Annotated in this window: 19 protein-coding genes and 1 tRNA gene; 6 read left to right on the top strand and 14 right to left on the bottom strand. The window is 32.2% G+C overall.

Features of this window, described 5'->3' with window-relative positions:
- Positions 1-36: 36 nt before the first annotated feature.
- From ftsZ to K6T82_RS19680, 3 genes are all read left to right on the top strand, one after another.
- A complete protein-coding gene (gene ftsZ, locus K6T82_RS19670) occupies positions 37-2,025 on the top strand; it encodes a cell division protein FtsZ (RefSeq protein ID WP_223709793.1) in 1,989 nt (662 codons plus the stop codon).
- Between the two features lie 287 nt (positions 2,026-2,312).
- Positions 2,313-2,762 carry a GatB/YqeY domain-containing protein gene (locus K6T82_RS19675; RefSeq protein WP_223709795.1) on the top strand — a complete coding sequence of 150 codons (450 nt, stop codon included), beginning with the start codon at positions 2,313-2,315 and terminating at the stop codon, positions 2,760-2,762.
- An 80-nt stretch (positions 2,763-2,842) separates the two neighbouring features.
- Positions 2,843-2,916: transfer RNA gene (locus K6T82_RS19680), tRNA-Arg, on the top strand.
- 109 nt (positions 2,917-3,025) lie between these two features.
- Here K6T82_RS19680 and K6T82_RS19685 read toward each other — a convergent pair.
- The 14 genes from K6T82_RS19685 to K6T82_RS19745 all read right to left on the bottom strand — a co-directional run bounded on the left by K6T82_RS19685 (position 3,026) and on the right by K6T82_RS19745 (position 15,417).
- Complete coding sequence (locus K6T82_RS19685; RefSeq protein ID WP_338083356.1) at positions 3,026-3,499, bottom strand: DUF4844 domain-containing protein; 474 nt, start codon at positions 3,497-3,499, stop codon at positions 3,026-3,028.
- Positions 3,500-3,520: 21 nt separating this feature from the next.
- On the bottom strand, positions 3,521-3,691 hold the full coding sequence (locus tag K6T82_RS24625) for a hypothetical protein (protein WP_338083354.1): 171 nt from the start codon (positions 3,689-3,691) through the stop codon (positions 3,521-3,523).
- A gap of 62 nt (positions 3,692-3,753) precedes the next feature.
- The gene (locus tag K6T82_RS19690) at positions 3,754-4,863 is read right to left on the bottom strand and encodes a tetratricopeptide repeat protein (RefSeq protein ID WP_223709797.1); all 1,110 of its coding nucleotides are present in this window, start codon (positions 4,861-4,863) and stop codon (positions 3,754-3,756) included.
- Between the two features lie 13 nt (positions 4,864-4,876).
- The gene (locus tag K6T82_RS19695; protein ID WP_223709799.1) at positions 4,877-5,470 is read right to left on the bottom strand and encodes a dihydrofolate reductase family protein; all 594 of its coding nucleotides are present in this window, start codon (positions 5,468-5,470) and stop codon (positions 4,877-4,879) included.
- Between the two features lie 54 nt (positions 5,471-5,524).
- A complete protein-coding gene (locus K6T82_RS19700; RefSeq protein ID WP_223709801.1) occupies positions 5,525-5,716 on the bottom strand; it encodes a hypothetical protein in 192 nt (63 codons plus the stop codon).
- A gap of 46 nt (positions 5,717-5,762) precedes the next feature.
- The gene (locus K6T82_RS19705; protein ID WP_223709803.1) at positions 5,763-6,617 is read right to left on the bottom strand and encodes a hypothetical protein; all 855 of its coding nucleotides are present in this window, start codon (positions 6,615-6,617) and stop codon (positions 5,763-5,765) included.
- Positions 6,618-6,802: 185 nt separating this feature from the next.
- Positions 6,803-8,638: a TlpA family protein disulfide reductase gene (locus K6T82_RS19710; protein WP_223709805.1), complete on the bottom strand. Its 1,836-nt coding sequence runs from the start codon at positions 8,636-8,638 to the stop codon at positions 6,803-6,805.
- A gap of 144 nt (positions 8,639-8,782) precedes the next feature.
- The gene (locus tag K6T82_RS19715) at positions 8,783-9,661 is read right to left on the bottom strand and encodes a class I SAM-dependent methyltransferase (RefSeq protein ID WP_223709807.1); all 879 of its coding nucleotides are present in this window, start codon (positions 9,659-9,661) and stop codon (positions 8,783-8,785) included.
- A gap of 7 nt (positions 9,662-9,668) precedes the next feature.
- Positions 9,669-10,133, bottom strand: coding sequence for an Mpo1 family 2-hydroxy fatty acid dioxygenase (locus K6T82_RS19720; RefSeq protein WP_223709809.1), 465 nt, complete (start codon positions 10,131-10,133; stop codon positions 9,669-9,671).
- 47 nt (positions 10,134-10,180) lie between these two features.
- Entirely contained in the window at positions 10,181-11,428 is a 1,248-nt protein-coding gene (locus K6T82_RS19725) for a TMEM143 family protein (RefSeq protein ID WP_223709811.1), read from the bottom strand.
- Between the two features lie 466 nt (positions 11,429-11,894).
- Entirely contained in the window at positions 11,895-12,359 is a 465-nt protein-coding gene (locus tag K6T82_RS19730; RefSeq protein ID WP_223709813.1) for a hypothetical protein, read from the bottom strand.
- Positions 12,360-12,832: 473 nt separating this feature from the next.
- Positions 12,833-13,534, bottom strand: coding sequence for a gasdermin (locus K6T82_RS19735; RefSeq protein ID WP_223709815.1), 702 nt, complete (start codon positions 13,532-13,534; stop codon positions 12,833-12,835).
- A gap of 201 nt (positions 13,535-13,735) precedes the next feature.
- Positions 13,736-14,446 (bottom strand): LytR/AlgR family response regulator transcription factor, encoded by a 711-nt coding sequence (locus tag K6T82_RS19740; RefSeq protein ID WP_223709817.1) that lies wholly within the window; start codon positions 14,444-14,446, stop codon positions 13,736-13,738.
- Positions 14,419-15,417: a sensor histidine kinase gene (locus K6T82_RS19745; protein WP_223709819.1), complete on the bottom strand. Its 999-nt coding sequence runs from the start codon at positions 15,415-15,417 to the stop codon at positions 14,419-14,421. The genes K6T82_RS19740 and K6T82_RS19745 overlap by 28 nt, the downstream gene beginning before the upstream one ends.
- Before the next feature lie 173 nt (positions 15,418-15,590).
- Between K6T82_RS19745 and K6T82_RS19750 the strand changes: the two genes are divergently transcribed.
- The 3 genes from K6T82_RS19750 (at position 15,591) to K6T82_RS19760 (ending at position 18,610) form a co-directional block, all read left to right on the top strand.
- Complete coding sequence (locus K6T82_RS19750; protein ID WP_223709822.1) at positions 15,591-16,580, top strand: DUF6268 family outer membrane beta-barrel protein; 990 nt, start codon at positions 15,591-15,593, stop codon at positions 16,578-16,580.
- A 1-nt stretch (position 16,581) separates the two neighbouring features.
- Positions 16,582-16,827, top strand: a complete 246-nt coding sequence (locus tag K6T82_RS19755) for a hypothetical protein (protein ID WP_223709823.1) — start codon at positions 16,582-16,584, stop codon at positions 16,825-16,827.
- 253 nt (positions 16,828-17,080) lie between these two features.
- The gene (locus K6T82_RS19760) at positions 17,081-18,610 is read left to right on the top strand and encodes a SulP family inorganic anion transporter (RefSeq protein ID WP_223709825.1); all 1,530 of its coding nucleotides are present in this window, start codon (positions 17,081-17,083) and stop codon (positions 18,608-18,610) included.
- Positions 18,611-18,718 lie beyond the last annotated feature (108 nt).

The following is an 18,718-nucleotide window of genomic DNA, read 5'->3' on the forward strand; positions in this document are numbered from 1 at the left end:
AAAATGTACTAAATAAGAATTTCAAAAACCAAAAAGATGATGAGCAACTCAGAATTTGGAAGTATTTCATTTGATTTACCAAAAAATCAATCAAATGTAATCAAAGTAATAGGCGTAGGTGGAGGCGGTAGTAACGCAATTAACCACATGTTTAAACAAGGTATTAAAGGTGTAGATTTTATCGTTTGTAATACCGATTCGCAAGCGCTTCAGAATAGTTCAGTGCCAAATAAAATCCAATTAGGGGTTAATTTAACTGAAGGATTAGGAGCAGGAGCAAACCCAGACGTAGGACAACAGTCTGCTATCGAAAGTATTTCTGACATCGAAAAAATGTTGGATAGAAATACTAAGATGGTATTTATTACTGCTGGTATGGGTGGAGGTACTGGAACAGGTGCTGCGCCAGTTATTGCTCAATTAGCAAAAGAAAGAGAAATATTAACGGTTGGTATCGTGACAATTCCATTTCAATTTGAAGGGAAAGTACGTCAGGAGCAAGCAATCATTGGGATCGAAAAATTGCGTAAGCAAGTAGATTCTTTAATTGTAATCAACAATAATAAATTAAGAGAAGTATACGGAAATCTAGGTTTCAAAGCTGGATTCTCTAAAGCAGATGAAGTTTTAGCAACTGCCTCTAGAGGTATTGCTGAAGTAATTACGCACCACTATACTCAAAATATCGATTTACGTGACGCAAAAACTGTTTTGTCAAACAGTGGAACTGCAATCATGGGATCTTCTGTGGCAGCAGGCGAAAACAGAGCGAAAGATGCGATTATCTCAGCTTTAGATTCTCCGTTGTTAAACGATAATAAAATTACAGGTGCCAAAAACGTATTGTTGCTTATCGTTTCTGGAACTAATGAGATTACTCTTGACGAAATCGGAGAAATCAATGATCACATTCAGGCTGAGGCTGGTTATAATGCAAATATTATCATGGGAGTTGGTGAAGACGAAACTCTTGGTGAAGCTATTGCTGTAACTATTATTGCTACAGGTTTTGATGTAGAACAACAAAACGAAATTGTAAATACAGAACCTAAAAAAATCATTCATACGTTAGAAGATGAGCAGAGAAGTGTTCATAATTTAACAAATAAACCGCTTACTTCTTTCGACTTAACTGTTGATACGCCAACAGCAAAAGTAGAAGATAAAGTTGTTTTTGATTTGGTTGATGATGACGAAACATTTACTCCAACTCCGGTTCAGGCTGTTGCTCCAGCAATCAATCAGGAAGAATTGGTAGTAATGTCTGAGTTTATCAAAAACCTGGATGTAACCTTCGAAATTGTTTCGCCAATTACAGATATCGATTTTACGATTTCTACGCCAGAAGCTCCAGCTGTACAACAAATGCAGCAAATGCAACAACAGCCTGTGCAGCAACAAAGAACATTTGAGAGAGAAGAACAAACTGCTTTTTCTTTTGATCTTCCTTTGTTTAAGCAAGAGCCGGTGAAAAGAGAACCAGTTGTAGAAGATAACAGAGTTTTATTTGAATTGACAAACGAAACTCGTGAAATCAAAGTTAATGATCCAGTACAATTTGTACCTGTAACGGAGGTTGCCGATAATGGAATCATTAAGTATTCTCTAGAAGAGTACATGGAAGTAGAAAATGATTTATTAGCTTCTAAGCCAGTTGAAAATGTGGTTGAAGATGTTGTTCCAGAAGAGTTGAACATCACTTTGAAACCAAGAGTTGACTTTGCTAGCCAGCCTGATTTCTCAACAACTTCTGAAGTTTCTCCTTTAGAATTAACTATCGAAGAGACATTACGCTTAAGAGCTGAAGAGAGAAGAAAAAAGCTAAAAGAATTTAACTATAAATTCCATAATAATGTTTCTAGAATTGACGAGTTGGAAAAAGAACCAGCTTACAAAAGATTAGGAATCGATTTGTCAAATTCTCAATCTAATAATACAAACTCTAGAATTTCTGTTGGAACAGACAGTAATAATGATTTGCAATTACGTTCAAACAATTCATTTTTGCACGATAACGTAGATTAATTTTAGAATGATAATATTTGGTAACCCGAAAATTGGATTTAATTTTCGGGTTATTTTTTTTATCTTCGCACAGAATTTCAAAATTTGACTTTTAAATAGTACTTTTAAAACAATATTGTCACCCTGAGCGGAGTCGAAGGGCTTCTTGTCGCAATGGGCTTCGACTAAGTTTATCCTGAGCGAATCTGAATGAACTCAACCTGACAAATTATAGTAATAGTCGAGAGCAAATTCCAAATAATTATATCAATTAATAGGCATTAGCTTATTTTAAATAAAACATTAATATGAGTTTACAAACACAGATCATGGACGAGATTAAAAACGCCATGAAAGCAAAAGATACTGTAGCTTTAGAAGCTTTAAGAGCTGTAAAATCTGAATTATTATTGGCTTCAACAGCTTCTGGATCTAAAGAAGATTTATCTGAAGAGGATGAAATTAAATTACTTCAAAGATTGGTTAAAACTCGTAAAGAAAGCGCTAGAATCTTTACAGAGCAAAACCGTCCAGATTTGGCAGAACCAGAATTGGCTCAAGTAGCTGTAATCGAGAAGTTTTTACCAGCTCAATTAAGTGAAGAAGAAGTAGAAGCTGTAATAGCAAAAATCATTGCTGAAACAGGTGCTTCTGGAATCGCTTCAATGGGTAAAGTTATGGGATTAGCATCTGCTCAATTAGGCGGAACTGCTGAAGGAAAAACCATTTCTACTATTGTGAAGAAATTACTTTCGTAAATATAATTTTAGATTTTAGACTGTAGATTTTAGATCCAATAAGAAATCTAAAATCTACCATCTGTAATCATAAATAAATTGACCTCGTAGTTCAACTGGATAGAATATCAGATTTCGGCTCTGAGGGTTGGGGGTTCGAACCCCTCCGGGGTCACTATAAAAAAATGAAAGCCTGAGAATATAAAATTCTCAGGCTTTTTTATGATTCTAAAATTCTTTTGCGATTTTTTACTTTTTACAAAGTGCCAATGTTTTCAAGTAATTTATGCATTTTTTAATTCTTCTAATCTCAGTAAAGCTTTAGATAAATCATATTCTTCTTTGGACAATTCTTCTATAAGTTCATAATTTAAAAATCTGTATCTTTTTATTCCGCAACCTTTATCGAGAATAGTAAGCTCAGAACACTTTACACATTTAATTATGTCAAACTCAAAACTAGGAATTTCATTATCTCGTTCCAATATGAAAGTTTCCAATTGAGTTTTACATTTTTGGCATTCTATAGAAAGAATTTCATGTCTTTTCTTTTCTTCTGCTAATACTTTTTCCGAAGCTTTTCTTTCAGCTTCTTCATGATTATAAATTTCAGTTCTGTGTGCCCAAAAGTTGAGTTTTTCATTAAGACTGTCGATCTTTAAAATTTCAGCAGTCTCATCAAAATAATCCATTATAAATTCTCTTTCTTCTGTATCTAATTCGTCAAATTTAATTGCCTTGTAATGAAGTTCAAATATATTCTCAACTTCTTGATCTGACTACTTAGAATTATTTGCAAAAATTAAATCAGTTAATAAATCGTTTAAAGAATTTTCAAGTGAAATGCATAAACTTTTTTCTGACGGATTCAATCCACGATTTTCCCATTCTTCGTTTGAGAATTTTTCCTTGCTCTTTAATTTTTCTAATGCTAAAATTCTGTTCTTCACAATTTATCTTTAAGGTAAGTGCTGACTATTGCTCGAGAATATTGAAAAACAAATCAAATAATTTATTTACTATATTTTTCAAAAAGTTTGATAGCTGCCGTTTTTAAATCACTATAGTTAAAGTCGTCATTAAATCCTATTCCTGAGTTGTAATGCGTATTTCCTTTATTGGCACAAAGTATGTATTTTGTACCACCCAATTCTACAGAAATTGGTGAAAACTCAGTTTGTACTCTCAATATAATTTGATCTGAGTTGTCTACTACATAAAAGATATGTTTATTATAAATATTTCCCTTGTTTTTATTTTCGTAGCGTTCAAATGCTTGAACGTTATAGCCATTCCACTTAAATTGATCATAACAAAACATATCTTTTAAATTGTCCTTTAGTTCTCCTTTTGCATATGCTTCGTAGAGTTTGTCTTTGTAAGGTTTTGCTTTTTCGTATTCTTTTCTGTGATAATAAATTTGAATAAGTTTTGCATATGAATGATAATCAGTAGGATTTAATTGGATGAGTTCGATAAAAACGGGTTCTGCTTTTTCGTAATTTTCTTTTAAAGATTCTAAAAGTCCGATGTTGAACAAGACATTTGTGTATGAATCAGATTCTTTTGATATTTTTGATTTTGCTGCATAATACGCTTCTAACGCTTTATCATTTTCTTTTTGTTCGTAATAAATTTGAGCCAACATTAAGTAAGGTCTGTCCGAGCATTCTTTTTGTTGTGTTGCTTTCTTGTAATTTTCAATCGACAAGTTATACTCTTTGATTTGATAATAAGAATCCGCAAGTCCGCTATAAGATCCTGAATGATTTGGATTTAAGCTGATAGCATTTTGAAAAGAAGTTATAGCTTCTTTATAATTTCCCATATAATTTAACGTCGAAGCTTTTGTATAAGCGGGCTCAGGATCTTTGGAGTCTTTATTTATTGACAAATCCATAAATTTAAGGCAATTGGCATCATCTTCCTTCATATAATAAGCAAGTCCGATATAATAGAGAGATTTTGCGGAATAATCTTTATAATCAGAAGTATATTGACTAATTATTTTGTCAAATTGTTGCGTGTCCGATAACTTTTTCAGCTCATTTGTTACTTTATCCTGAGCCAAAATTACAAAGCTGAAAAAGAGTAAAATGAATGTTAAGATATTTTTCTTCATAAATGATATTTCTTTAGACTATCGCATTTCCTGTTTTAACTGCTCCATCTTTTTTATAATTAGCTAAAATTACTCCTGTTGAAGTCACACTACTTTCTATTAGAGAGAATCCCGAAGGATGCGCACCATGATCAAAAAGCTTTTTTCCATTGCCAAGTAAAAGAGGATGGATTTTTAATCGAAGTTCATCAACCAGATCATTTTTTAGTAATAAATGAATTAGCTCGCTGCTGCCCCAAACATGGATATCTAAACCGTCGGAATCTTTAAGACTTTTTACAGCATCAAGATTTTGTATGAAAATAGAATTTTTCCAATCCGAATTTTTTCTGGTTTTGGAGAACACATATTTATTTCCGTCATTAATTCCGGGCCAGAATTCAGAATGATCAGGCCAGTAATTTTCCCAGATTTCAAATGTTTTTCTGCCTAAAAGATAATCAGCCGGTTGTAGTTCTTTTTGAACTGCTTGATCGTAAATTTCATCTCCATAAGGAACTGTCCATCCGCCAAATTTAAAACCTTCAGATTTATCTTCTTCCGGACCGCCTGGAGCCTGCATTACACCATCTAATGAAATCATGGACAAAACAATTATTTTTCTCATAACAGTATCGATTTAGTAGTAATGAAATTAAAGAAACAACAATCAAAATAGAATTTACTTTTGAGTCTTCTTCTTAGAATTTTTAATGATATAATAAACTGAAAACAAAAAGACAACAATATAAATAATCGCCAATTCTGGTTTCTCAAATTTTAGAGTTTGAAAATCAAATTGCTTATATATAGTTACTCCTAAAATGATTGCAATGATCCAAAAAACAAAGGTAATGGGTTTGTTATTTTCCATGGTTTTAGTTTTAAAATTAGTTGATTAGCTAGTTTATGATTAAAATTTATTTTTGTGCTGAACGAAGCATTTCTGAGACATTTTCGTTTTTGAAATTTTCCATCAGCAAATGGATTAACGGTACAGTTGGGCTGCTTGGATATTTTTTTAGAAAACGGTTGAATTCCTGAATGTTTTCTGTATAAATATAAGGTTCTTCAGGCGCTCTCTCTACTGTTGGAGTATTATCCATTCCGATTAGATAATCTATTTGATAGTTTTTATATTCTTCTTTTACAGACGTAATTAATTTAGAATTCGGATGTTTCGTCATAAAGTTTTCCCACGAAACAACTCTTTCTCCCACTTCTTTAAAAGATATAGCAAGTCCTGCATCTGCAGAGTAAAGCGATTTGTTTTCTTCGCTTTTTAAGTACAAATAATCTTTGTAGTCGCTTGTTACATAGTTTTTAAAAAGAGCATAATAGAAATCGGGTTTTGTGGTAATTTCTACATAACCTTCTCCAATCTCAGAATATTCTAATTGATGTTTAGAAAGTTTTTCCCCAAAAAGTTTTATTTTTTCTTTATCTGCTTCTTTTTCACTGTAAAAATTCTGCAATAAGCCATCTTCTTTTTCTTCTACCTGATGCAATAAATAACCATTTTCTTCTTGATATTTCTCATAGAATGCATTGGCTTCTTCTGCAGAAACAGATTTTAATTTTAAAGCAATCTCTTCTTTTCTTTTGGTAAATAAATCCAAAAGAGAACCCGAATCTGTAGCAGTTGACGGAGCAGTATGATCGGCTGCTACGCTATCAGTTTTTACATTTGCGGTATCAGGAATGGCTGCGCTTTCAGATTTTTTACAGCTAAAAATTAAAATTGCGATTGGTATAAGGGTAAAAAATTTTCTCATTTGATGTAACTGCTTATAATTGTTTAATTTATTTAATTGAATGATGAATCGGTCTTGAAATTGAAAAAGGACAAAAAAGATAAAATTCTTCTTTGCCCTTTATTTTTTAGAACTGATTTAAGTTTTCAAAAATTTAGTTTTTGATATACCAAAAATACATTTTTAAATTTAAAATAGGAGAATACTTATTTTAATTGTTCGTCAATAATTGCTGCAATATCCGTATTCGAATAATCGTACGCCAAAATAGTTCCGTTTTTATCAATTACAACTCGAGTCGGAATTCCATTTACTTTGTAATTGGTTACAACTTCTGCTTTCGAATCAAAAACAACATTGAAATCGAATTTTTTGTCAACTATGTAAGAAGAAACTTTTTTGAATATATCTTCTTCTTTACCATTTTCCCAAGTGTTTATAAACAAAAAGGCAACATCTTTTCCTTTGTATTTAGTTACTAAATTCTGCATTTTTGGAAAAGAAGCTTTACAAGGTCCGCACCAAGTTGCCCAAAAATCAAGAACCACCACTTTACCTTTATAATCAGAAAGTTTTGTTTCTTTTCCGTCTAGATTTTTTAAGGTAAAATCAATTGCATTTGCGCTTCCAAATCTTTGAATTAGATCCTTATTTTTGTTTTCTTTCGCTACAACATTAGTTTTTTGCTCAATTGCATTATATTCTTCAAGAGGCAATTTCTTCTCTATATAAATCTCTTTTAGTTTAGCAAGAAACACACGCGACGTATTGCCTTTACTGATTTCGTCATCAATGTAAGCTTTTACTTCGTCTTTGCTTTTTACCTTATCCATCATACCCAAATAGCGATCTTTTCCTCCAGAATCCAATCCATTTTTATCTTTAACGCCGCTTTGATATTTAAAGGCCTCTGCATATTTGCCTTGTTTATAAAGTAAAAGAGCGTAAGTGTCTGCAAACATATTAAAAGAGTCATTATATCCAGGGTAATAGCTTTCGTTCTTTCGCTGCTCAAGTAGATACATAGATCTCTCAGAAATTTTTACAACGAAATCAAGATTTTTTACCGGAGAAGTAAGATCTCCTCCCGATTTTCCCCAAGCATAATTGTTGTATAAATCACTTGCGTTTTTTAGATTCGGTTCTAATGCAACTGCTTTTTCATATTCTCCATTCTCCAAATATGCCGTTTGTAAAGCACGATCAAAAGCTCTCAAATCGTCTGGAGAAAAATCTTTAAATTTAGCTTTATAAGCATTCATGCTTTCCTTAATAGCAGCTTCTGTTTTATTTGCCTGATCGTAGAAGTTTCTAATAAAAAATGTTCTTTCAAGTTGACCAGTAGGATATCTAGCTGAAATTTCTTTTCCAAGTTTTTCAGTTTCTTCGGGTTTATTGCCGCCTTGAGACACATTGTAAGCAAGTGTTAAATATTCTTCTGTATTTTTTTCAATACATTTTGATGCGAAAGCCATCAGGTCTTTTTGGCCTTGTTCTGCGTTAAGAGATTTTTTTAAGTATAAGTAATTTACAGCACCTTTGTCCTCTCTTAATTTTGGATATTTTGCAAATACTGCATCATATTCGGCAATAATATTTTCTGGTTTTGTATCTAATTTTAGGTTTAAAAAGTGATTCGCATAATTTCTCATGGAAATTTGGTTCATCATCGATTTTCCTAGTTCAATATCATTTTGTGTTTTAAGTAATACGACATAACCTTGGTCTTTATTATTATCAGCAATTTTGTGCAGATCATCTATGCTTACCATTAGAACTCTGGCAGAATCGGGAACTTTGGTTGTAAATTCATAACGTTTTCCGTCCTTCTTCAAAGAAATTAAATCATTAGAAAAGTCATAGGAAGTAACGTATAAAACGTTTGCTTTTGCATTGTCTTCTATAACAACACCTTGTGGTGGTTCGTAAATATAAGTATTGTTTTTTCCGACATTGAATTTGCTTTTTAAATAGACTTTTCCATTTTGAGCAAAGGCGGTATTAAGGGCAGTAAATAATAATAAAATGATGATTTTTTTCATTTGTTTTTGGGTTTTTGTTTACTTAATTCTTAATTTTTAACAGATACTAAATTATATAATATTAGTATTGTGAGATTTTTATTAAGAAAAAATTAGCAATAAAAATAAAAACAAGTAAATAACATCAAGCTTTTATATGTCATATCAATTTGCTATCTTTTTTATTCCTACTGCTGTTCGGTAAAATTCATATCCTTTTTCAGAGCGATTAGAAAGATACTTTTCGCGGTATTGATCAGCTCCCAAATCTTCTAGAAGTTGAATATTAAATGGTTGTAAAAAGTTAGGCACTTCTTCTGGAAGTAATCCAAAAGTCCAGTGTTCTTCTATGTTTCTGAGATCTTCTAACAATTTTTCTCCGCCTAAAAAAGAATCAGGACGTTGAAGAATGTTTTTATGTACGTAAGTAAAAATAACATGACTTTTGTCTGCAAATTTAGAGATAAAAGAAAACGTACTTTTTACCGCCTCTTCGGTAAGGTAATTGGTAACGCCTTCCCAGATTATGGCCGTAGGTTTTGAAAAATCAAGATTGTGCTTTAACGCTAATTGATTCAAATCTTCTTTATTAAAATCAATTTGAATGAAAGTTACATTTTCAGGAATTTGCCCCATTTTTCGATAGATTTCGGTTTTAAAATGGGAAGTATTCGGATGATCAATTTCTATTACCGGAATAGTTTTTAGAAAATCAAGACGAATAGCTCTCGTGTCAAATCCAGCACCTAAAATTACAACTTGTTTCACTCCGCTGGAGATGGCATTTTCGAGCAGGTTGTCAATATATTTTGTTCGGGCAATTCCAGAAGACAAAGCACCTGGAATCTTTCTGTTTATGGTATTGTTAATATACCTCGCAAAAATTGGATATTTAGATAAACGGACTGCAAGTTGCAATTTAAAGTCAATAAAATGAATGGCAAAAGGATCTGAAAATAATCTTTCTTTTAGATTTCGTTTTGTTTCTAATGCTCTAAAAAAGGCCATGTATTGGGCCGTTCTGCTTGTTTTTTCTGCTTTCATTTTTTATTTATTTTTTAGAAAACAAATTCTCAACCACCCAAGCCGGACCAATTAATAAAAACTGAAGATCTTTAAGAAAAGAAGGTTTTTTGCCTTCAATATTATGGCCATAAAATTGTCCAACCCATGCAATTGCAAAAACGCCAAGAGAAAATATCCATAAAGGAACAAATTGACTGATGTAATAATTAACAACTAAACAAATTATAGAAAACACGGCAATTTTGACCGCCATTGCGATGGATAATCGAATGTAAAAAACAAGAACAAAGAGTAAAACGACAAAAGCCCAATTTTCGATAATTGGAGCATTCAATTTTAAAGTGTTAGAGATAATGCCACTCGGAATACTCATTAACAAACCAACAATCGAAAAGAAGATTGCGGGCACGCAAATGTAATGTATGGCTTTGTTTTTTGGGTTCTGATGACTTACTGCATATTCTGCAAACCATTGGTCTAATGTTCTCATTTTTTGTGGTTTTAAGGTTAGTTGCAGTAAATCTAATGAAATTTCTTTTAGGTTTTTGGAGAATCCATTTTCTGATTATAATCAAAAACATTATCCCATAATTCATCAATCTTAACAAGTGCCGCTTTCAACGTAATTACGGTCCATTTTCCATTAGATTCATTTCCGATTCCGATGTTTTTTAGTTTTAATAAAGCATCGTTTACGTCAAAATCCAGATTGGTGTTGAATTTAGTCTTGAACCAGGATTCTATTCGATCGTCAAGTTCTTCTGCGGTTAATGCTTTTTCACTTTCGTGTAAAAAAGTATAAGCCAGAATAGTTTCTTTCAAGGCTTCTTCTTCAGATGAATTTAAAAGAGAGTAGAAGGCGCCACTGTTGTTTCCGACGTTCTTAAAATACAAACTGTCAGAAAGCGTTTTAGAATATCTAATTTTCTTATTGATGAAGTTATTATATTGTCGGAAACAATAAGCCCCTAGAATTCCTAAAGCAATCAAACCTTGATTTAAAGACGTTTTACTGTTTAATAAATCGATGGTTTCACCTGTTTGGTAAGCCTCGTACATATTAATTAAAGCCGGAATTACTTTGGCACTTAATAAAGAAAGTCCACCAAAAACTCCGGGAATCCAAAGCAGCATTTTGTCTTTTAAAGACATTTTCGGAATCGCATTTGGAAAAATTGTTTCCAGATCATTTTTAGGAACACGTTTGAAAATTTTCAATGCAATAGAACCTGGATCAATTGGCATTTTTCCTAGTTTGACTTTCTTGGCTTTAAGATAATCGGCTTCACTGTAATTGAGGTAAATTAAAACACGATCGTAATATTCGATTTCGACTTCTTTTTTCCAGAAAAAATATTTTTTGACTTTTTCTTTTGTCTGATGATGCCCACGCGCATAGAGTTCAAAATCTTTAAAAGCATTAAAATCTATGGAAAGATTTAAACCAATCAAATCAGATTCTTTGAAGGCTTTATCTAAAGCTTTTTGATCTATTCTGTAATAATTGCCGCGTTCTAAAACCTTTAAAAGAGTTTCCTTAAAAACAGGAAAATCACTTTTGTTGATAAATTGTTCGCGTTCTTTTTCGCTTAAATCCGGATCGTACAGCGCATAGTTTTGCTTAAGATTTCGATTAAGATTAAAAGATTCGTAATGATAATAGTGTTCGATAATATCGAAAAGCTTTTTAAAATCGGTTGCTTTTTGCGGCTCATCGGCGAAAGCTGCAATTTGCTGCTCCAATAAAAATTCTTTGTTGAAAGGAATATAATGTTCACGATTCATATCGATTTCGGGCTTTAATTTTGTGGCTTTTACAGAACGCAAAAATACTGCCTGAAATTTGATTTGAGAAAAAAAAATGACTTACTTTTTTAAGAGAAAAGGAAGAAGAGAGTTACGCAAAGTACGCTAAGATTTTACGCAGAGTACGCTAAGTTTTTTTATGTGGAATAAGTTTTATGAGGTCACAGAGAAAAACTTTGTTACTTTGTCTCTTTGAAACTTTAAAAAGTCTTTGCGGTTAAGCCAAAAAAAAAGTGAAATTTCCAATCGGTACCAGCGATTTGAAATTCCACTTCTGTGTTCCAAAAAAAAAGTGACAAAAAATTAAAAAGCTCTCTAGCAGAAAAGCCTTATTCTAAACTAAAAATTATTCACTGCAAGTTTACTGTAAAAAAAAATTCTGGCTATACGTATTTATACCTGTTTTTTCTTTTTAAGGTCGAAAAAATGCAAATGATTTGCTGTTTTAGTTTGAAGTCGATTTTTTTAATTCGATCACACCTTGTATATATTTTATAAGTTCGGGTTTTGTTACACTGAAATTTGCTGTTTTTGCTTCGGTAGCGAGATATAAATTGGCAATATTTTCGGCGTCCATGTTTTGAGTCAGATAGTGATGTTCTGTAAATTGTATTAGAAAATCTACAAAAAGTTCGCGTTGTTTTCCTTTTTCTATGGTTGCTGCATCGCCTTCTTTTATTTTTTCGATTACAGATTCAGGAAGATCAATAGTCAGGTACATACAATCGACAGCGACTTTAGAAATCATTTCTTTTTCTACTCTTCCAGAAGCATTGCAGTAAGCACAAGGAGCGGGAGTCCATTTTAATTGTCGGTTTAAACGACGAATATCTTCCCAGTCGACAAATCTTTTTCCAAGACATCTTGGACATTTTACATTTGATCGTTTAAAAAAATTAAAAATGCTCATTGCTTTAAGAAAACTGACGGTTTGGTTATACTGCGAATTTAAATAATTAAGTAAGAAAAGTTATTCACTAAAGTATATTTTTTAAGAAAATAATTCTAAAAATTACGAATTTATATATCGACATTTCACTTTAGAATGAATTAATATAACGTTTTCGAAAAACTGAAATGCCTGTAATTATTGGCTTTGGCATTTTTGGATATTGTATTAGAAGTAGTACAAAAGAAATGAAATACCGAAAGAAAATATTGTACGAAAAAGATTTCTTTTGATTTTGTTGGTGAAATTTGAAATTTTGTTTGTTTAATGTTTGTTAAACAAGAATCAACAAATAATAATTTACAAATCAATTGTTAGATGCTAAGGAAATGTAATTTTTTAGGGAATCTAAAAAAGCTCAACTTTTTTGGTTGAGCTTTTGATGTTGTCATTGATTATTTGTTAAATGGGAATAATTTTAAACTTGTCAGAATTTAAAACAAATTTCGATCATCAGTAATCAAACGCTGATCTTTATACTTTCCGTGATCAAAATCAAGTCTGCTTGCTTTTACGGCAATTGGATAAAAGTCTCCTGTTTCGGTAGTCATTTTTAATTTCTTTTCACTACTATTACTAAAGTCGATTTTTCCGTCAACAAGCTCTGTTAATTTTGCCTTTAATTCAGCAGAAATATTGAAATCAGTATTTATTTCCACGATCAAATTTTTCGCATACAAAACTCCCGTAATAATTATGATGTCATTTTTGTTGAGATATTTAAGAAGCACATTATTTGGATGTAAAAAATCAAAATCTGATAGATAACTATTTAAAGCACCAATTTCTATTTCTTTAGTAATTGAATTGTCATAACTTATAGTTACACTTTTTCCGCTTTTTATTTCTGCAGATAAATCAATGTTGGACAAGCCTAAAGACTGTAATATATCTCCAAGGATTGTAATACCAACATTAAAGTTAAATTCATTTTTTGTTGATGAACTTACTTTTAGAGCATTGTTAGTAATGGCTTCCAGCTTCACATTGCTAACCATTGCATAGCTTATATGGTCATAATACATCTGAATTTTATCAAAATCTTTTTTCAGCCATAATTGCGTCAATTTATGATTTCTTATTGGACTATCAATAAGATCATAACCTACATTTCTTAAACTTTTCGTTAAATCCATTTTGCTGTGTTTTTACTTTTTTGCTACCTACTCTTAATTCCTCTTTTCGGTTACGAGGATATTCTTTACATAAAGAATATGAAGAACAAGATTAGCATAAAATTTAAAATTAGCACTACGTAATTATACGGTTTTTTCAATGTAAATTAATTGTAAATAATTGATATTTAAATGTTTATGTGGTTTTGTGAAAGTGTCGAATTACTTTGTCAAACCGTCCAATAAAATCTGATATTTCCTTCCCACTGGAATAATTTCGCCATTGCTCATCGTTAAATTTTTGTTGACTACAGAAATAATTTCGCGAGTATTTACAATAAAAGAACGATGCACTTGAATAAAATGCACACAATCAATTTCTTTGCTTATGCTGGCAAGCGAACCGTAAATTATAAGTGGAGATTTTAATTTTCGGTTGTACAGTTTCATATAATTGCCAAGACTTTCAATATATAAAATATCAGCCAAAGGCGTTTCAATTACCTGACCATTTGAGCGGCATGAAAGTACTTTTTCGTTATTATTGTCTTCTTTCTTGAGATTGTTTCCAGAATGATACGTTTTAGCTTTTTCAATCGCTTTGGCAAATTTATCCGGAGATATAGGTTTTAAAAGATAGTCGATAGCATCGTTTTGGTAGGCAGAAAGCGCAAAATCAGAATAAGCCGTCGTGACAATGGTAAGCGGACGATTGGGTTGTAATTCCATTAATTCGACGCCCGTAATTACAGGCATGTTAATATCCAGAAAAATAATATCGTATTGGTTTTCGTTGAGCATTTTTATGGCTTCCATACCATTAAAAGCACTTCCAGAATGTTCCAGTTCGTCAAATTTGGAAATGTGAGAAATCAGGGCTTTATGCGCCGGAGATTCGTCATCAATTATAAGACAGCGGTAGGTAAGTGCCATATGAATAATTTTACGGTAAACATGTTTTTCTCTTTTTTGCAGCTTAAACGGTGTTTTAGTCCGTAAACTTCCAAGCGTCTTTTTAGGTTTTCAATTCCGATTCCGGTGCTCGAAAGTCTTGATTCTGAATCCAGACAATTGTTTTTTAAAACAAAAATGACACTTCTACATTTTACTTTCAAATCCATCTTTATAAATGGTTCTGGAGTTTCGGCAGAAAATTTTACAGCATTTTCAACCAAAGGTAAAAAGAACAAAGGCTGAATTTCGATATCATCATGAAGACCTTCAATGTTCTGATTCACAACAAGTCTTTCATTTCGAAAGGTATAGTATTCAATGTATTTTTGAATAAAAGCGATTTCCTCTTCTAGTAAAACGTAATCTTTCTTAGAAGCTTCAATCTGATAACGCAACATATCAGAAAGATTCAAAATCCTGTCTGGAACTTTGTCAGGTTCTGCCAATGCTTCTCCGTAGAGATTATTCATGGCATTCAACAAAAAATGCGGATTTAATTGTTGTTTTAAAAACGAAAGTTCTGATTTAAAATTCATAATGTCTTTATCGGCTTGACTCATTTTTTTGGTTATCACTATGTGAAGGAAATAAAAGAAAGAACCGTTTATAATGAGCGATAAAATCTGTAGTGTTTTGAAATTTCCTAATCCGACAAGCGGGAAAAACCAATTCATAAAAAAGTAAAAACAAGTCCAATAAACAGCTAGAAGCGTAAAGAAGATCTTGAACTTTTTATGAAAAAGAAAAGGTTTGATAATGCAGATGTTGAAAATCGTAATCCAGACAATACATGGGAAATAACCACACGCAATTTTGCTCAGAATATAAGACCAGCTGTGCCCGTCTAGTTTTATTTCGTCATAAACACAAGCCAGAATAACTAAATAAACAAGAGTATTTACGAGAAGATTCCGCAGAAAAAAGTTTTGGTAGATTTTTGAGATTGTCATAACGGCAAAAATACTATAATCGTATAGTTTTTAATCATTTGTAAACGATAATTTATACCAACGCCATTCGTATAAATCATACGCCATTGGTATAAAATTGCTATAAAATAAAAGGGGTCTCCATTACTTTTGAACTTTAATTTATTCCATTTTCAAAACATTTTACCTTATTTATGAAATCTAAAATCATCTCGTTTGCATTCGTTTTTTCTACTTTAAATATAGTAGCGCAGGAAAAAGAGCCAGGTGTAAAAACTTTTGCCAAAGCGGTGGTAGATAAATTCCCGAACACAAGAACTTTTGATGTTCAATATGAAGCGTTAGGACCTTCAGATTACGATTCAAAGTTGTTTGGAAATAAACTGGAAAGAGGAAGAATTGAAGAGCACAATCGTTTTAAAGCAGCTTTTAATCTGCCATTTTACGCTTCAAAATCGAAACGGTTTGTGCTGACGACTTCAGTGCGTTATAAATACGAAAATTTCGGATATGGAGATATTTTCAACTATCAAACCAATCAGACCTATACAAAAGATAATCAGGAAATTCATTATTGGGCAGGTGCTTTAACAGCTACTTACATGTCCACACTTTTTAAGAAACCGGTTATTTATAATGCCACTACAACCGTGGACGGAGACGAGGAAAATTTTCAACGTCTAAAAGGTTTTGTGTCTGGAGTTTTAGTGCTTAAAAGAACACCTTCAACTACTATAACCGCTGGGGCTTTAATATTGTTAGATCCGTCTTCGATTGTTCCTGTTACGCCACTTTTTTCTATAAACCATAAGTTTAAAAATTCGAAATGGGATATGGACTTTATTTTGCCGCAGCGTGTTTTGTTTAGAAGAGAATTGTTAGAAAATGGAAGAATTTCCTTAGGAACGGAATTGAATACTGAAAGTTTTTACTTAAATTTAGACGGTTCAAATTTAAAGGGAGTTTATGAGTTAAATCAGTTAGAATTAAAATCAGGAATTACATATGAATACAGTTTTACACCAAAATTGATTGCATTTGTAAAAGGTGGATTTAATAATGTGGTGAGTGCACGACTTACGGAAAAAGGGGAGCGCACCAACCGATATGTTTACGACCAGAAAGAAGATACGCAAGGTTATTTTAGATTTGGTATATCGTATAATCTCTTTAATAAAAATTAATATGTACGAGTTTAAAGAATTAAAAGAATCCAATATGGTTGTGGAGATTTTTAAAACAAATGTTCAGAAAGAATCTGATAAAAATTATGTCATCGCTGTTATCCAGACTCAGTTTCCGGATTATAAGATTAATTTCGATTTGGAAGACTGCGATAAGATACTACGAGTGGAAGGGATTGATTTAGAATGCGATAATATTATGGATTATGTGCATTGTTTAGGATATACCTGCGAAAGATTGGATTAAATTTTGATTTGGATTTAAAAATCAGGTGTAAATACGCTACTATATTTGCTTTTTTTGTAAGTATTTTGTGTAATATTTTATTTTAAAAATTAAACCATTAAAAATGATCGATTTTATTCTTTCTCTTTTCCTTTTTCTTCTACATCAATTAAGTTAAGAACAAGGTTTTATTTTTTTTACCATTACTGTTACTTTTTCATTACGGAAAGGTTTGTCCTTTTTTTTGCATATTATTTTTCTAATTTTGTGCGTTATGAAAAAAGCATTCCAACTCTTCGATTTTAGTCAAAAGATCAATTACAAAAACGAAATTTTAGCGGGCTTAACTGTCGCTATGACAATGATTCCAGAATCTTTGTCTTTTGCTATTTTAGCAGGATTCCCGCCTTTGGTCGGATTATATGCCGCATTTATTGCAGGTTTAGTTACGGCTATTTTTGGAGGAAGACCCGGAATGATTTCCGGTGGAGCAGGAGCAACCGTGATTGTTTTGATCGCCTTGATGAAATCGCACGGAATAGAATATGTTTTTGCCGCCGTCGCACTTGGTGGTATCGTCCAAATTTGCATCGGACTTTTTAAACTCGGAAAATTTATCAGATTGGTTCCGCAGCCTGTTATGTTTGGCTTCGTAAACGGATTGGCAGTTGTCATTTTTATGTCGCAATTGGAACAGTTTAAAACCATGGTTAATGGCCAGGTATCTTGGCTTCAAGGAACTCCTTTGTATATTATGGCAGGTTTGGTCGCTTTAACCATTGCGATTGTTCTGATTTTTCCGAAGATTACAAAAGCGGTTCCAGCATCTTTGGTTGCCATAATGGTTGTTTTTGCATTGGTTATCGTTTTTAATATTGAAACCAAAACAGTAGAAGATATTGCTTCAGTTCAAGGCGGATTTCCTCCGTTTCATATTCCGAATATTCCATTTTCTTTTGAGACTCTAAAAGTAATTTTTCCTTATTCTGTAATTGTTGCTGCTGTTGGTTTGACAGAAGGTTTGTTGACGCTGAATCTAGTCGATGAAATTACAGGAACTAGAGGAAATAGCAATAGAGAATGTATTGCACAAGGAAGTTCAAACATCTTAAACGGATTTTTCTACGGAATGGGTGGTTGTCCAATGATTGCCCAGACTTTGGTAAATCTTGGCGCAGGTTCAAGAGCAAGACTTTCTGGAATTATCGGTGCTTTGACTATTTTAATGATTATACTTTTCGGTGCTCCTGTAATTGGAAAATTGCCAATGGCGGCGTTAGTTGGAGTAATGATGATGGTTGCAATTACTACTTTTGAATGGGCAAGTTTCAGAATCATTAATAAAATGCCTAGACACGATATTTTCGTCGGAATTCTGGTTGCAGTAATTACCATTGTATTGCATAATCTGGCTTTAGCGGTTCTAATTGGTGTGATTATTTCGGCTCTGGTTTTTGCTTGGGAAAGTGCCAAACGAATTCGTGCCAGACATTTTATAGATGAAAACGGAATTAAACATTATGAAATTTATGGCCCGTTATTCTTCGGTTCGACAACTGCTTTTATAGAAAAATTTGATATTCAAAACGATCCAAATCATATCATAATTGATTTTAAAGAAAGTCGAGTTTCTGATATGTCAGCAATTGAAGCTTTAAATAATATTACCAAAAAATACAACCAATTAAATAAAGTGGTTGAGTTAAAACACTTAAGCGAAGACTGCCGACAATTGCTTAAAAATGCCGATGCAGTTATTGATGTAAATGTGATTGAGGATCCGACGTATAAAGTGGTATCCTAAATTAGACAATGTGGCAATTAGATAATTAGAAAATTGTCTTAACAAATTTATATTATTATTGACAAACTCGACAGATTTTTAAAATTTGTCGGGTTTGTTGTTTTTTAC

It is taken from the genome of Flavobacterium potami, from assembly GCF_020026915.1.
GTDB classification, from domain to species: Bacteria; Bacteroidota; Bacteroidia; order Flavobacteriales; family Flavobacteriaceae; genus Flavobacterium; species Flavobacterium potami.

What these genes read in the sequence shown, in the direction of transcription:
- ftsZ (WP_223709793.1), top strand. Translation starts at nt 37, where the DNA reads ATGATGAGCAACTCAGAATTTGGAAGTATTTCATTTGATTTACCAAAA.
- K6T82_RS19675 (WP_223709795.1), top strand. Translation starts at nt 2,313, where the DNA reads ATGAGTTTACAAACACAGATCATGGACGAGATTAAAAACGCCATGAAA.
- K6T82_RS19690 (WP_223709797.1), bottom strand. Translation starts at nt 4,863, where the DNA reads ATGAAGAAAAATATCTTAACATTCATTTTACTCTTTTTCAGCTTTGTA.
- K6T82_RS19695 (WP_223709799.1), bottom strand. Translation starts at nt 5,470, where the DNA reads ATGAGAAAAATAATTGTTTTGTCCATGATTTCATTAGATGGTGTAATG.
- K6T82_RS19700 (WP_223709801.1), bottom strand. Translation starts at nt 5,716, where the DNA reads ATGGAAAATAACAAACCCATTACCTTTGTTTTTTGGATCATTGCAATC.
- K6T82_RS19705 (WP_223709803.1), bottom strand. Translation starts at nt 6,617, where the DNA reads ATGAGAAAATTTTTTACCCTTATACCAATCGCAATTTTAATTTTTAGC.
- K6T82_RS19710 (WP_223709805.1), bottom strand. Translation starts at nt 8,638, where the DNA reads ATGAAAAAAATCATCATTTTATTATTATTTACTGCCCTTAATACCGCC.
- K6T82_RS19715 (WP_223709807.1), bottom strand. Translation starts at nt 9,661, where the DNA reads ATGAAAGCAGAAAAAACAAGCAGAACGGCCCAATACATGGCCTTTTTT.
- K6T82_RS19720 (WP_223709809.1), bottom strand. Translation starts at nt 10,133, where the DNA reads ATGAGAACATTAGACCAATGGTTTGCAGAATATGCAGTAAGTCATCAG.
- K6T82_RS19725 (WP_223709811.1), bottom strand. Translation starts at nt 11,428, where the DNA reads ATGAATCGTGAACATTATATTCCTTTCAACAAAGAATTTTTATTGGAG.
- K6T82_RS19730 (WP_223709813.1), bottom strand. Translation starts at nt 12,359, where the DNA reads ATGAGCATTTTTAATTTTTTTAAACGATCAAATGTAAAATGTCCAAGA.
- K6T82_RS19735 (WP_223709815.1), bottom strand. Translation starts at nt 13,534, where the DNA reads ATGGATTTAACGAAAAGTTTAAGAAATGTAGGTTATGATCTTATTGAT.
- K6T82_RS19740 (WP_223709817.1), bottom strand. Translation starts at nt 14,446, where the DNA reads ATGGCACTTACCTACCGCTGTCTTATAATTGATGACGAATCTCCGGCG.
- K6T82_RS19745 (WP_223709819.1), bottom strand. Translation starts at nt 15,417, where the DNA reads ATGACAATCTCAAAAATCTACCAAAACTTTTTTCTGCGGAATCTTCTC.
- K6T82_RS19750 (WP_223709822.1), top strand. Translation starts at nt 15,591, where the DNA reads ATGAAATCTAAAATCATCTCGTTTGCATTCGTTTTTTCTACTTTAAAT.
- K6T82_RS19755 (WP_223709823.1), top strand. Translation starts at nt 16,582, where the DNA reads ATGTACGAGTTTAAAGAATTAAAAGAATCCAATATGGTTGTGGAGATT.
- K6T82_RS19760 (WP_223709825.1), top strand. Translation starts at nt 17,081, where the DNA reads ATGAAAAAAGCATTCCAACTCTTCGATTTTAGTCAAAAGATCAATTAC.